At 41.3% G+C, this 14,464-nt stretch carries 10 protein-coding genes; 5 read left to right on the forward strand and 5 right to left on the reverse strand.

All coding sequences use genetic code 11. The annotated features are described in order from the left end of the window. Positions 1 to 27 precede the first annotated feature (27 nt). Positions 28 to 1,161, forward strand: coding sequence for a cell division protein ZapE (gene zapE / locus O2942_03305; GenBank protein MDA0781274.1), 1,134 nt, complete (start codon positions 28 to 30; stop codon positions 1,159 to 1,161). Positions 1,162 to 1,174: 13 nt separating this feature from the next. Here the strand turns inward: zapE and O2942_03310 are convergent, their stop codons facing one another. After that, complete coding sequence (locus O2942_03310) at positions 1,175 to 2,458, reverse strand: hypothetical protein (protein MDA0781275.1); 1,284 nt, start codon at positions 2,456 to 2,458, stop codon at positions 1,175 to 1,177. Between the two features lie 123 nt (positions 2,459 to 2,581). On the opposite strand from O2942_03310, the gene O2942_03315 reads away from it, so the two are divergent. Beyond that, positions 2,582 to 3,325: a hypothetical protein gene (locus O2942_03315; GenBank protein ID MDA0781276.1), complete on the forward strand. Its 744-nt coding sequence runs from the start codon at positions 2,582 to 2,584 to the stop codon at positions 3,323 to 3,325. A 1-nt stretch (position 3,326) separates the two neighbouring features. Here the strand turns inward: O2942_03315 and O2942_03320 are convergent, their stop codons facing one another. From O2942_03320 to dnaG, 4 genes are all read right to left on the reverse strand, one after another. After that, the gene (locus tag O2942_03320; protein ID MDA0781277.1) at positions 3,327 to 4,097 is read right to left on the reverse strand and encodes an NAD kinase; all 771 of its coding nucleotides are present in this window, start codon (positions 4,095 to 4,097) and stop codon (positions 3,327 to 3,329) included. Positions 4,098 to 4,304: 207 nt separating this feature from the next. Then, positions 4,305 to 5,225 (reverse strand): 4-hydroxy-3-methylbut-2-enyl diphosphate reductase, encoded by a 921-nt coding sequence (ispH, locus tag O2942_03325; GenBank protein ID MDA0781278.1) that lies wholly within the window; start codon positions 5,223 to 5,225, stop codon positions 4,305 to 4,307. 101 nt (positions 5,226 to 5,326) lie between these two features. Continuing rightward, positions 5,327 to 7,375, reverse strand: a complete 2,049-nt coding sequence (gene rpoD / locus O2942_03330; protein MDA0781279.1) for an RNA polymerase sigma factor RpoD — start codon at positions 7,373 to 7,375, stop codon at positions 5,327 to 5,329. Positions 7,376 to 7,402: 27 nt separating this feature from the next. Next, positions 7,403 to 9,193, reverse strand: coding sequence for a DNA primase (gene dnaG, locus O2942_03335; GenBank protein ID MDA0781280.1), 1,791 nt, complete (start codon positions 9,191 to 9,193; stop codon positions 7,403 to 7,405). A gap of 203 nt (positions 9,194 to 9,396) precedes the next feature. Between dnaG and carA the strand changes: the two genes are divergently transcribed. From carA to carB, 3 genes are all read left to right on the forward strand, one after another. Next, entirely contained in the window at positions 9,397 to 10,563 is a 1,167-nt protein-coding gene (carA, locus tag O2942_03340) for a glutamine-hydrolyzing carbamoyl-phosphate synthase small subunit (GenBank protein ID MDA0781281.1), read from the forward strand. 83 nt (positions 10,564 to 10,646) lie between these two features. Beyond that, a complete protein-coding gene (locus tag O2942_03345; GenBank protein ID MDA0781282.1) occupies positions 10,647 to 11,135 on the forward strand; it encodes a hypothetical protein in 489 nt (162 codons plus the stop codon). 81 nt (positions 11,136 to 11,216) lie between these two features. Further along, positions 11,217 to 14,444 carry a carbamoyl-phosphate synthase large subunit gene (gene carB / locus O2942_03350; protein ID MDA0781283.1) on the forward strand — a complete coding sequence of 1,076 codons (3,228 nt, stop codon included), beginning with the start codon at positions 11,217 to 11,219 and terminating at the stop codon, positions 14,442 to 14,444. Positions 14,445 to 14,464: the final 20 nt, after the last annotated feature.

Genomic DNA, 14,464 nt, shown 5'->3' on the forward strand with positions numbered 1-14,464 from the left:
AAATACACTAATACCTAGCCAAAAACTATGCACGCAGAGAAAAAAGAACAAGCCGACGACATATTAAGCCGCTATAAACAACTGGCAGAAACTTCAAACCTTGAGCCGGATGCAGCTCAGGAAGAAGTTGTAATGAGGCTTCATAAGCTGGCTCAGGAAATCGAGCTAAATGCAATTAGCGGCTCATCTAGTTTTTTAAAGAAAATACTTTCTTCAAAATCTGACAGGGTCAAAGGGCTTTATATATGGGGCGGAATGGGACGCGGCAAGTCTATGATAATGGACTTATTTTATGAGGCTTCTTCTTTAGCAAAAAAACGCAGGGTACATTTTCACGCCTTTATGCTTGAGGTACACAGAACATTGCACAAATGGCGTAATGATGAGGGACGCAGCGAATCCGACCCTATCCCCGCTTTAGCCAAAACCATAGCAGAAGATGCTAAATTGCTTTGCTTTGACGAATTGCAGGTTACGGATATCGCAGATGCAATGATACTGGGAAGGCTGTTTGACGAATTATTCAAATTGCATGTTATTGTTGTAGCCACATCGAACCGACCGCCTGAAGATCTATACAAAGACGGCTTGCAACGTGAGAGGTTTGAGCCTTTCATCGATCTGTTAAAGGAAAATATAGAGGTGGTTGAGCTTGATGCAGCTAAAGATTACCGTTTGGGGCATATACGTTCTCTTTCAACGGTATATTTCTCGCCCCTTGGCTCAGATGCCGACAAATTCATAAGGAATGCTTTTATAGAACTTACCAATAACGCCACTCCTGTAAAAGCAAGGCTTGAAACAAGCGGTAGGGTATTATATCTGAATAAAACACATGGTGATGTTGCATGGGCAAGCTTTAAAGAATTGTGCGAAACGCCGCTAGGTGCTGCCGATTATATCGAGATAGCAAGGGAATTTAGCACATTACTATTAACGGACATACCGAAAATGTCCCGTGAGCATCGCAATGAGGCGAAACGCTTTGTAACTCTGATAGACGAATTATATGAACATAGGGTAAAACTTATATGCTCTGCCCAAACCTCTCCTGAAAAATTATACGAACATGGCGACGGTGCATTTGAGTTTGACAGAACGGTGTCACGCCTTATTGAAATGCAAAGCAGTAAATATCTGGAAAAAGGTCACCAAAGCTGAATAGGCTCTAAGCTTACTCTTGCAATTGCGTAGGCTGTTCTTCTAAAGGTTGCGGCTCGCTTTTTTGACCGCCTCCTAATATTTGCAAGGCTTTTTCATGACCCTGTGCAGCAGCTTTTTCAAGCCATGCCCTTGCTGCCTGTAAGTTCTTTTGTACACCCATACCTTTATTAAGCATGAACGCAACCCTGTATTGCGATTCGGCATCACCGCTTTTTGCTCTACTTAGATAGCTTTGGTAAGCCATTTCTTCATCGGACATTTCCTGTTTACTATAAGGATTACTTGTTTTTATCCTTTTCATCATAAAAGGGTATGATTCATTTTTATAAGAAAACGGTACGGACACTTTTGCACCGCCAACCGCCGCTCCGACAGCATAGTTATATGTATATAGCTTTCGTCCGTCAGGCAGATTTTCCGATGAACTTGCCATAAGATTTCCTGTAATATTTCTGCCCCTGTCATTTTTAAAGTCTATGGTAAAAGGCATCTGATTTAAGGTAAGGATTTTAACTACATAGCCTTTATAATTTGTATTACTGTTTTCATCGGTTTTTACAGGCAGTTCGCCTTCTTGAATCTTTATTATGGTTGAATCACCTATTTTGTAATTCATACCGAAATCCCTTAAGGAGAAAAAGTTATACTGGATAATTTTTTGAGGTAATTTAGCCTGAAGGATACCTTTTATAGCCCCTACACTATCAAACCTTGCTCCATCTTTTAATCTTATTTTTCCGGCAACGTTCAACCCGGAACTTTCGGGATATTTTACCTCTTCAGGCTCCAAAGCAACTTTGTCATAATCTTTGGTGTTAGTAGATATTCGCTTTCCGTCACCACTTGCAACATATGCAATAAACGGGGTAGGTATGGGAACAATATTTTCCGTTTCCAGTCTGTCATGCCACCTTAAAGTATAGACCGTCAGCTTTACATTATCATAAAAAGCACCTGTGCCGCTTGCAACCCTGCCGCCATTTTCGGCATATATCGCAAAAGGTCCGGATATTTCGAAAAACGGCTTATCATACAATCTGTGAGCGTTGAAATCCCTAAAAGGCTTTATCGGGACAACCCTTTGGTCACCGATAAATTCGTTAATATTTTGATCCATCTCATGTACAAAGACAGACTTTCCGTCCGCAGCGTTAACCTGAGTATCCCCATCAACCCGAGCATCCTGATTATCGGCATCGGATTTACTACCGACCTCATTATTATCCCTGCCTACCAGCATAAACCCCGCAATACCGACGGCAAATAGCACTATAAACGATATTATATATTTCATATATTATTCCTGTCCGCTTCATATTCAGTATATCAACTTAAAAAAAAATTAAAATATATTATTGAGTTATATACTTAGCACCGTTATATTGCCTGAAAAAAATAATAAGGAATCGGCAATATAATGAAAGCAATTAAATTTTTCCTGATAGCGGTTATTTTAGTTATAGTAGCGGCAGTAGCGTATTTATATAGTTCTTTAAACGACGTTGTTAAAAAAGGCATTGAAACTGTCGGTTCTGATGTTCTGGGAGTGCAGGTAACCGTTAGCAAGGTTGATATATCATTAAAGGAAGGCTCCGCCGAGATTACCGGTCTGAATATCGGGAACCCTTCGGGTTATAAAAGTGATAATGCATTTTCCCTTGGCATGGTAAGGCTTGCGATTGAACCTGCTTCAATAACAACCGGAGTTATAAGGATAAAGGATCTAAGCATAGTATCTCCTAAGATAAATTATGAATTTGTTGGCGGTAAGTCTAATATAGATACTATTAAGAATAATATCTCAAAAGGCAAAGATTCCTCTTCCGGTTCGCAAAAAGATAGTGGTGGGCGTTCAGGCAGAAATTCCAAATCCTTTGTTATAGACAATATTTTATTTACTGACGCAGCGGTAAATTCCTACATAGGGCAATTGGAAAAGACAATAAACCTACCTGAAATAAGCATTCAGAATATCGGCACTAACGAAAATCCTGCATCTGCAAAACAGGTGGCTACCATAGTCATCTCCCAAATAGTAAATAGCGTCTTGAAGAACACCGACCTTAACTCGCTTGGTGCAGACCTAAAAGGTGCGGGCAATGCCTTAAAAGATAAGGTAAAAGGTATAGGAGGCGGACTAAAAGGAGTGTTCGGACAATAAACTAATCGGTAAACTGCTCACGGATTATACGCTCCTCTAAGGAATGTCCCGGATCGAAAAGTATATGGATATTTTTCTTTTTTTCTTCTTTTATAGTGACACTGACAACATCTCGTACCTCGGTAAAATCCGCAACGGCACTTACAGGACGCTTCTTAGGATTATGTACTTCTATTTTTACAAGTGCCTTATGATTCAGAAGTGCACCACGCCATCTTCTGGGTCTAAACGGACTTATCGGCGTAAGTGCCAGAACTTCTGCCTTTATAGGAATTATAGGCCCATGTGCCGATAGGTTATAAGCGGTACTTCCGGCGGGGGTGGCAAGCAATATGCCGTCACATGTCAAATCCTGCATACGCATTTTTCCATCAATACTTATTTTCAGGTTTGCCGCCTGACGGGTCTGACGAAGAAGTGAAACTTCGTTAATAGCAAGTGCATGATGCTCTTTTCCGTTCTTATCTACCGCCACCATACGCAGAGGGTGTAAATTATATCGCTTGGCGGCATTGATAGACTCTATAAGATTATTTTCCCTGAACTCATTCATCAAAAAACCTACCGTACCGCAGTTCATTCCGTATATGGGTTTATCGGCTTTTATATATTCATGCAAAGTGTGCAGCATGAAACCGTCACCACCTAGTGCAACTATCGCATCAGCCTGTGCAACATCATCTATAAACTCATATTTTTTCTTTAATTGCTCAAGCGAGCTTTTGGCTTTATCCGAATTATCGGCTACACATGCTATTTTTATATATGTCATATTTATTTTCTTTTTTGAATAAGTAATTATTCTATAGGGATTGTTCAATAAATATAGTTTTTGTCATACTGAATTTATTTCAGTATCTTCTTTATCACGTTAGAGATGCTGAAACAAGTTCAGCATGACAAACAATTAAAGATTTCAGTACAATTTTTACAAAAACTATATTTATTGAACAGTCCCTATTCTATAAGCTGATACGAATTAAGCAACTTCTTTTGGTAATTTGAATATAACGTTTTCAGGCGTACCGTCCATAGTAGTTACAGTCACGTCGTATTTTTTGCGGAAAAAACCTATAATTTTATCTATCAATATTTCCGGTGCGGACGCACCCGCCGTTATGCCGATACGCTCGACATTTTCAAACCATTTGACATTGATATCATTTACATCGTTGATAAGATAGGAAGTAACGCCCATTTCTTGGGCTAAATCCTTTAGACGGTTTGAGTTAGAGCTGTTTTGCGAGCCTATAACCAGTATAATATCGGTTATCTTTGCAAGGCTTCTTACTGCGTCCTGCCTGTTTTGGGTGGCATAGCAGATATCTTTTATACCCGGACCGCTAATGTTGGGGAAACGTTCTTTTAAAGCTGCGATAATATCTTTTGTATCATCAACGCTTAATGTTGTCTGGGTAACATAGGAAAGCCGGTTTTTATCGGCAACTTCTATTTTCTTAACGTCCTGAACATTCTCTACTAATATGACATCGCTTTTAACCTGCCCTGACGTTCCTTCAACTTCGGGGTGTCCCTGATGTCCTATCAGTATTATCTGATTACCGCCCTCTTCGCTTCGCTGTGCTTCTTTATGAACTTTGGTAACAAGAGGACATGTTGCATCTATTACCGGCAGTTGCCTGTTTTTTGCAGAATCTATTACCTTTTGCGAAACACCGTGCGCACTAAAGATAGTAACCGCACCATCGGGAACTTCATCAATTTCATTGACGAAAACCACCCCCTTCGCCCTTAGGTCATCTACCACATATTTATTATGCACTATTTCATGACGCACATATATAGGCGTACCGTATTTTTCAAGAGCCTTTTCAACTATCTCAATAGCCCGTTTGACCCCTGCACAGAATCCTCTTGGTTGTGCCAGTATTATTTTCATAGTGTTTTCCCTGACATTGTCATTCCACGAATTTTGTTAGTAGAACAAAATTATAGTGGAATCCACATTCTAAAAAGTTAGGAAACTTTTTAGACATTATCCTAAGTATTCAAAAACCCTCTAAGCTTTCTTGAGCGGCTCGGGTGTTTTAATTTACGAAGTGCCTTTGCCTCTATCTGACGGATACGTTCACGTGTTACCGAGAATTGCTGCCCTACCTCTTCTAAAGTATGGTCGGTATTCATGCCGATACCGAAACGCATACGAAGCACCCTCTCCTCACGAGGAGTAAGCGAGGCTAATATCTTGGTAGTGGTTTCACGTAAATTTGAAAGTATAGCCGCATCAAGTGGAGCTATAGCGTTTTTATCCTCGATGAAATCTCCAAGGAAGCTTCCGTCGTCATCATCACCGACAGGATTTTCCAAACTTACAGGCTCCTTGGCTATTTTTAGAACTTTACGCACCTTATCAAGCCCCATAGAAAGCCTTTCCGCCAGTTCCTCAGGAGTAGGCTCACGTCCCATTTCATGTACCATCTGGCGTGTAGTACGGACAATTTTATTGATTGTTTCTATCATATGGACAGGGATACGGATAGTTCTTGCCTGATCGGCAATAGAGCGAGTGATAGCCTGACGTATCCACCATGTAGCATAGGTGGAGAATTTATATCCCCTTCTATATTCGAATTTATCTACCGCCTTCATCAATCCGATATTGCCTTCCTGTATGAGGTCAAGGAACTGTAGCCCTCGGTTAGCATATTTTTTAGCAATGGAAATAACCAAACGCAGGTTGGCTTCTATCATTTCTTTTTTTGCCTTCGATGCGTCCCTGTCACCTTTTTGCACGTCATTGACCAGACGCTTGAACTCGGCAACGTCCAGACCTATACCTTTTGATATTGAAGCGATTTGTGCTAAATGTTTATTTATTTCATCTTCATGGTTGCCGGTAAATTCTGCCCAGCCTTTTTCTTTTATTTTCTTGGCTTTGCTTAACCAGTCAGGGCTTAACTCATTGCCGGTATAGTGCTTCAAAAAACTTACCCTTTTTACCTTATTATCTTCAGCCAGCCTGATAAGTCTGGTTTCTACGGCAAGTATCTCTTTATTGGCAGAGTATAATTTTTCCAGTAACGATTCTATTTTTCCCTCATTGAAGCGAACTCCCTCTAAGCTTTTCAATAAATCTTTACGAAGTTTTTTATACTGCTCGTCATCTTTTGCTGCGGCACTTTTATCGCCAACGGCTACAAGATAACGCTTTTCCTGTAGTTTTAGAAGTTTTTCGCATATCTTTGACGTTTCCTTGAATGACTCAAGTATCTGCGGTGTAAGAGCCTGCTCCATGGCGGCAAGCGACATATTCACATCGGCAAACTCGTCCTCGAACTCGTCTTCACCCTCTTCTTCCTCCTCTATATCCTCTTCATCATTTTCTTCGTCATCATAACTATCTGCGGCTTTCTTTTTCTTTACCTTTACCTTTACCTTTTCATCGTTCTCCCCGTTAGGTGATATTAATGCCGCCGCCGGCTCTTCAGTCGCATCATCTTCAAATTCCTCACCGAATTCAGCCGTATAGGTAGCATCAAGATCTATAACGTCACGCAGCAATATCTGGTCGTTAACAAGGTCATCATACCACGAGATTATGTCACGCAGTGCAAGCGGAGTCTCGCAAAGAGAAAGTAACATTGTTTCCCTGCCTTTTTCGATACGCTTGGCAATTTCTATCTCGCCCTCACGTGACAGCAGTTCAACACCGCCCATTTCACGCAAATACATACGCACAGGGTCATCGGTACGCCCGATATCCTCAACTACCAACGGGTCTGATGAAAAGTCGGTATTAGCGTCATTTTCCAGATCGTCTTCACTTTCTAAGATAGTTGCACCCTTATTGGTGATATCTTTAATGATATCCTCTATCTGCTCCACCGACAGAATATTTTTCGGCAGCTCGTTATTTATTTCCTCATAGGTAATAAAACCATGTTTTTTTGCTGCATGGACAAGCCTTTTGACAATAGCGTTTATATCGCTTTGCAAGTCTGTTCCCGTTTTTTTAGTTTCCTTAGCTTGTTTGACTACTGCCGTTTTACTTTTATCGGCTTTATTTTTTGCAGGGGCTTTTTTTGTCATAGTTTTTTAACCTGATTGTTAAATTGTTTATTGTTGTTCGAAAGTCGCTTCCATTGCTAATTTCTTTTTATTCAAATTTGATATTTCCTGCCTTCTTACGGCAGCTTCCTCTTCGGACTCAGGTGTCATAATCAATTGTTTTTCTTCACATTCTATATTTAGATAAAGCAACTGTAATACACAAGAATAGTAGTTCCAAGCCGTGACTGCTTTTTCATATCCTAATTTGTTTTTTAAAAATACACTTTCCGTTAAATCGTTTAAATAACTTATATAATTACTCATTCCCTGATTTTCAAGGTGAGTTTTTAAATCTTGTGCAGTAATGTTCTCCTGTGAATCGGACACTTCTAGAATAGCTTGCCCTATTTTGTCAAGCATCTGATTTGAAAATTCAATGTTAATATATTCATCATAGATATTTTCGTCCTTTAAAAGCTCGGGGTGCATAAGCAATAAAAGTATGAAAACCGTCTGGCAGCCCCCCACCGTATTAATGTCAAAATCAGGCATATTCTCAAAGTCCGTCTTCTTGACGATGGAATTATTCTTATAATATTTGCCTCGGTAAAACTCCCATAATTTATTGCGGAAGAAGTCTTTATAATATTTAGCTACCGTTTCGTTCTTTATAGTTTCGGCAATAATGTTCAATCGTTTTTCAAGCTCGGCTTTTTGTTCTGGAGTTTTAATATCTTTTTTCCCCGACTGCTCCTCCCATACGGCTTCCGAAAGATTTTTAGCGTTCTGTAATATTTTACGCATATTATTTACGCCGTATTTTTTTATATAGTCATCGGGATCCATACCGCCGCCCAATACTGCGAATTTAAGTGTGTATCCGGGTTCAAGCATCGGTAGGCACAAATTAGCCGCCCTGTCCATCGCCCTTTTTCCTGCCGCATCACCGTCAAGGCAGATAACGGGTTCTTTCGCCATATTCCATAGTCGTCTTAGCTGGGTCTGCGTTATAGCAGTACCAAGAGGAGCCATGGCGGTTTTTATTCCGGCAGCGTCCAAGGCGATAACGTCCATATAGCCTTCGGCTACCACTACCTTACCGGTTTTAAAGGCAAGCTTGCGTGCATTATTTTCATTATAGAGCATTTCGCCTTTTTTAAACAATACGGTTTCAGGCGAGTTTAAATATTTCGGCTTACCGTCACCCAGTATCCTGCCTCCGAAAGCCACTACCCTGTTTTTTATATCCGAAATAGGGAACATTAACCGCCCCCTGAATTTATCATAGATATCGCCACGGTCATTTTTAGTAAGCAGCCCTAAATCAAGCATCTGATTTACCGTTACGCCTTTGCCTTCAAGATATTTTTTCAAAGCCCCCCTGTCATCGGGTGAATAGCCTATCCTGAATTTAGCGACCGATTCGCTCTTTAATCCCCTGTGGACAATATAATCAGCAGCAATTTTAGCATCCGGCAGTTTTTCTTCAAAGAACTTACATGCCATTTCCATTATATCATAAAGCGACTGTGCCTCTTTTTGTTTTTGCACAACTTCCTTGCTCACCACGGGCATAGGCACGCCTGCCATATCGGCAAGTGCTTTAACAGCATCGACGAACGGAAGCCCTTCAGCTTCCATGGTAAACTTTACTATATCCCCATGTGCGTTACAGCCAAAGCAATGGTAAAAACCCTTTTCATCATTTACAGTAAATGACGGCGTGTTTTCCTTGTGAAAAGGGCAAAGCCCCTGAAATTCACGCCCGTGTGCTTTTAGTGCAACTTTACGCTTCACCACTTCGGAAGTGCGTAATCTTGTTCTTATCTCATCTAAAAAGGAAGGTGGAAATTGCATTTATTAAGTTGCCGGTGAACAGTAATTAGTAATATGCTGATATGTTAATAGTCCTTTATACACAAAAAAACCGCATCTGGCAAATGGCAACTTAAAACTTACAAATTTTATAACATTATCCCTTGACATATGCGGGGCTTTTACATAAATTGTCGGGCGTTTGCCTGAATGGCGGCAAGGATACAATTAATAGACAATTAAATATGACCAAGAAGGAAGTTACCATTCCAAAAAACGCTACGGCTGCATTAATTCTTGCCGATGGTAAGATGTTTTTCGGAAAAGGGTTGGGAAAAACAGGTTCTACCATAGGCGAAATCTGTTTTAATACGGGTCTTACAGGCTATCAGGAAACTATCACCGATTTATCTTATGCAGGGCAAATAATAACTTTCACATTCCCGCATATCGGAAATATCGGAACAAATGATGAGGATAACGAATCGGTAAACCCTTCGGCAAGGGGTATAGTAATCCGTGAAGATATTACCAATCCTTCTAATTTCAGGAATCAGTTGCACTTAAATGACTGGCTGAAAAAGAAAAAGCTAACCGGAATATGCGGAATTGACACAAGGGCATTGACTCGTCATATCAGGCTTCATGGCTCACAAAATGCTACCATAGTATTTTTTGCCGAAGACAGAACTATAGACTTTGAAGTTATAAAAAAACAAACCGCCGACTACCCTTCATTAAAAGGCATGGAATTAGCCGAAGGTGTTTCCTGCAAGGATTCATCTAAATGGAATCAGGGAAAATGGCAGTTAGGCAAAGGATTTAGCGAGAATAAAAACGCCAAATATAAAGTTGTCGCCATCGATTACGGTGCAAAATTAAATATCCTGCGTTGCCTTGCCCAAGTGGGGTTTGATGTAACCGTAGTACCTGCTACAACTTGTGCCAAAGAGATATTGAAACATAAGCCTGACGGAATATTTTTGTCCAACGGTCCGGGCGATCCGGCGGCAACCGGTGAATATGCAATTCCGATTTTAAAAGAATTAATTGCGGCGAACAAGCCTATTTTCGGTATTTGTCTGGGTCATCAGTTATTGGCATTAGCATTGGGCTGCACTACCACCAAGATGCATCAGGGGCATAGAGGTGCAAACCACCCTGTAAAAGACCTTGCCACGGACAAAGTGGAAATTACCAGCCAGAACCACGGCTTCGTCGTTACCAAAAACGCACTGCCCGATGATGTGGAAATTACCCACCTATCGCTTTTCGATGATACGGTTGAGGGTATAAAGTCGAAGACAAAGCCTGTGTTTTCAGTGCAGTACCACCCTGAAAGCTCCCCCGGTCCGCATGACAGTTATTATTTATTTGAAAGATTTTATAAGCTGGTAGAGGGGAGGGCGTAGAAATGTTCCGTACCTATATAAAAACCGCTTTTTTCACTCTTGTTTTATTTCAAATATTTTTTTCATCTTCTTTTGCATCAGATATGAGCATTGAGAATTGCGATGAACTTATAGCTCTTGATGGAGAAAATTCTAAAAAAATGCTGTGTTGGTATGAATCGGATAATACAAATGACAATTTCACTTACTCCGGAAAAATATATAACGACGGCAAGTTCACCGATTTAAAAGACGGAATATATGAAGCTCGCAGGCATGCAAGAGTTTTTCGTGCCGAGAACGGGTATGTAATGTTTCATAAAGATCGTGCCTTTCTGGAAAAGGCAAAGCCTGACGATAAAGACATATTCGCTGAATTTTACGAAGTAAATTTTGAAGGCTTACAGCGTGTATATATATGCGAGCATGATAAAGATAAAAAAGTAAATATATGCAATTCTGCTAAAGACAAAGAATACACAACCAGAACAAATGTGACCTTTGAAACAAAAGACGGATTTTTGCCTGTAGGATGTTTTTATCACACCGGCTGGCTAAGTGAGCCCGCACTTATTTGCGAGGATTTGCATTAACTGTCACCCTGAACTTGTTTCAGGGGCTTAAAACAAACAAACCGAACTCTAACCGTTAACAACTAAAACCAGATAGAAAAAATGCCAAAAAGAACAGACATAGAATCAATATTGATAATCGGAGCGGGGCCAATAGTAATCGGTCAGGCGTGTGAATTTGACTATTCGGGGACGCAGGCCTGTAAGGTATTGCGGGCGGAAGGATACCGCATAATATTGGTGAACTCCAACCCTGCCACTATCATGACCGACCCTGAGCTGGCAGATGCAACCTATGTTGAGCCTATCACGACTGAGATAGTTGAAAAGATAATTGCCAAAGAAAAGCCTGACGCAATACTTCCGACAGTTGGCGGACAGACGGCTCTTAACTGTGCTATGGATTTAGCAAGGTTGGGGATTTTAGATAAATACGGCGTTGAGCTTATCGGTGCAAAGCCCGATGTTATTGAAAAAGCAGAAAACCGCCATTTATTTAACGAGGCAATGGACAGAATCGGTCTTGAAGTGCCTCGCAACAGAATTGTACGCAATCTGTCCGAGGCTGATGAAGCTTTGGATTATGTGGGCTTGCCTGCAATAATCCGCCCGTCTTTCACCCTTGGCGGTTCGGGCGGTGGCGTTGCCTTTAACAAGGAAGAATATCACGAGATAGTAAAAAGCGGTCTTGATGCCTCCCCGACTAACGAGGTGCAGATTGACCAGTCCATCTTAGGCTGGAAAGAATATGAAATGGAAGTTGTACGCGACAAAGCCGATAACTGCATAATCATCTGTGCCATTGAAAATGTCGACCCTATGGGAGTCCATACAGGCGATAGTATAACCGTTGCCCCTGCCCTTACCCTTACCGATAAGGAATACCAGTTGATGCGTGATGCATCTTTAGCGGTATTACGTGAGATTGGCGTTGATACGGGCGGCTCAAACGTACAATTTGCCGTTGACCCTGAAACAGGAAGATTAGTTGTAATTGAAATGAACCCGAGGGTATCGCGCTCATCTGCACTTGCGTCAAAAGCCACGGGCTTCCCTATCGCGAAAGTTGCCGCAAAACTTGCGGTGGGTTATACGCTAGATGAAATAAGGAATGACTGTACTGAAGTTACCCCTGCGTCATTTGAGCCTGTAATTGATTATGTGGTTACCAAAATACCTCGTTTTAATTTCGAGAAATTCAAAGGCTCCGAGCCTTTGCTTACGTCTGCGATGAAATCGGTGGGTGAGGCTATGGCAATCGGCAGATGTTTTGCCGAGTCCTTACAAAAAGCATTGCGTTCTATGGAAACGGGTCTTGACGGTCTGAACGAAACTAATATCGGTGATGACATTGATTCTATCAGGGCATCGCTTGCTAAAGTTGTACCTGAAAGGATATTGAACATAGCACAAGCTATCCGTCAGGACGTGAGCTTAGATGAAATACACCGCATTACAAAATTCGACCCGTGGTTTTTAGAACAGCTAAAAACCATAGTTGATGCTGAAAAAGATGTTCAAAAAAACGGGCTTCCTAAAAATAAAGAGGATATGCTGTCTTTAAAACAACTAGGCTTTTCCGACAGGAGGCTTGCAAAATTAGCCTCTACAAAGCCTGAAAAAATAGCCGATATCCGCAAGAAACTAGGCGTAACGCCTGTTTATAAACGTGTCGATACATGTGCTGCCGAGTTTGAATCGTTAACGCCTTATATGTATAGTTGCTATGAAAACGGCGACATAAACGGAGCCGAATGCGAGTCAAACCCTACCGATAAAGAAAAAATAATAATACTCGGCGGAGGACCAAACCGTATAGGTCAGGGTATCGAGTTTGATTATTGCTGCGTACATGCTGTTTATGCGTTACAAGAAGCAGGTTATGAGACTATCATGGTCAACTGCAACCCGGAAACCGTCTCTACCGATTATGACACTGCCGACCGTTTATATTTTGAGCCTTTGACCGTTGAAGATGTTCTGTCAATTGTCGAGGTTGAAGCGTCAAAAGGCAAGCTTAAGGGCATGATAGTGCAGTATGGCGGTCAAACACCTCTAAAAATCGCCCGTCAGTTAGAGGCGGCAGGAGTTCCTATAATCGGAACATCACCTGACGCAATTGATTTGGCGGAAGACCGTGAGTGCTTCAAGGCATTGCTTAACAAGCTTGGGTTAAAACAGCCTGTAAATGATATATGCAGCAGCCTTAAGCAGGTCGAGGAGCGTGCCAAGGATATGGGCTTTCCGCTTGTGGTACGTCCGTCTTATGTACTTGGCGGTTCTAACATGGCTATCGTGCATGACCATGATGCATTGATAGATTATTTTAACAAAACAACCGTCTCATTTGAAGATGGACCGATATTACTGGACGGCTTTTTAACAGATGCCGTTGAGGTGGACGTTGACGCTATTTCAGATACTAGGGAAGTTTATATCGCAGGTATTATGGAGCATATTGAAGAAGCGGGTATCCACTCAGGGGATTCGGCATGTTCATTGCCGCCATATTCACTTAGTGATAAGATAATCGAGCAGATAAAAGAGCAAACAAGGAAACTTGCACTTGCCTTGAAGGTAAAAGGACTGATGAATGTTCAGTTTGCGGTCAAAGACGGTGATATATATATTTTAGAGGTTAACCCTCGTGCCAGCCGTACCGTGCCTTTTGTCGCTAAGTCAACCAACACCCCTATCGCTAAGATTGCAGCCAGAATTATGGCAGGTGAAACCCTTGCTTCATTTAATTTAAAAGAGAAAAAACTAAAGCATGTAGCCGTAAAAGAGGCGGTGTTGCCGTTTGCCAGATTCCCGAATGTTGACGTATTACTTGGGCCCGAGATGAAGTCTACAGGTGAGGCAATGGGGCTGGACAGGGATTTTGGCAGTGCATTTGCCAAATCACAGCTTTCTGCAAGTAACCCTATCCCAACGGGCGGAACCGTGTTTATTTCGGTTAAGGATTCGGATAAAAAGCACATAAAAGAGTTTGCAAAGACCTTAATTGCGGAAGATTTTAAGATAATAGCAACCCGTGGTACTGCTCAATTCCTTAATGATTCGGGTATTGAGGCTGAAAAGATAAATAAGGTTCTGGAGGGCAGACCGCATATTGTCGACCTTATCAAGGACGGAGGCGTTGACTTAATAATCAACACTTCCGAGGGTGCAAAATCCATTGCCGATAGTTATAGTATCAGACGTACGGCTCTGCTTAACAAAGTTCCGTATTCTACTACAATAGCAGGTTCTAAGGCATTGATTAAAGCCATTTGCAGAATGAAAGAGGAAAAGGGGCTTGAAGTTTTTTCTTTACAGTCCTACTTTTAGTGGTTAGTAATCAGTGGTCG

The organism is Pseudomonadota bacterium, assembly GCA_027620075.1.
In the GTDB taxonomy this organism is placed as follows: domain Bacteria; phylum Pseudomonadota; class Alphaproteobacteria; order Rickettsiales; family UBA6187; genus 1-14-0-20-39-49.

What these genes read in the sequence shown, in the direction of transcription:
- O2942_03345 (MDA0781282.1), top strand. Translation starts at nt 10,647, where the DNA reads ATGAGCATTGAGAATTGCGATGAACTTATAGCTCTTGATGGAGAAAAT.
- O2942_03310 (MDA0781275.1), bottom strand. Translation starts at nt 2,458, where the DNA reads ATGAAATATATAATATCGTTTATAGTGCTATTTGCCGTCGGTATTGCG.
- dnaG (MDA0781280.1), bottom strand. Translation starts at nt 9,193, where the DNA reads ATGCAATTTCCACCTTCCTTTTTAGATGAGATAAGAACAAGATTACGC.
- O2942_03315 (MDA0781276.1), top strand. Translation starts at nt 2,582, where the DNA reads ATGAAAGCAATTAAATTTTTCCTGATAGCGGTTATTTTAGTTATAGTA.
- carA (MDA0781281.1), top strand. Translation starts at nt 9,397, where the DNA reads ATGACCAAGAAGGAAGTTACCATTCCAAAAAACGCTACGGCTGCATTA.
- O2942_03320 (MDA0781277.1), bottom strand. Translation starts at nt 4,097, where the DNA reads ATGACATATATAAAAATAGCATGTGTAGCCGATAATTCGGATAAAGCC.
- ispH (MDA0781278.1), bottom strand. Translation starts at nt 5,225, where the DNA reads ATGAAAATAATACTGGCACAACCAAGAGGATTCTGTGCAGGGGTCAAA.
- zapE (MDA0781274.1), top strand. Translation starts at nt 28, where the DNA reads ATGCACGCAGAGAAAAAAGAACAAGCCGACGACATATTAAGCCGCTAT.
- rpoD (MDA0781279.1), bottom strand. Translation starts at nt 7,375, where the DNA reads ATGACAAAAAAAGCCCCTGCAAAAAATAAAGCCGATAAAAGTAAAACG.
- carB (MDA0781283.1), top strand. Translation starts at nt 11,217, where the DNA reads ATGCCAAAAAGAACAGACATAGAATCAATATTGATAATCGGAGCGGGG.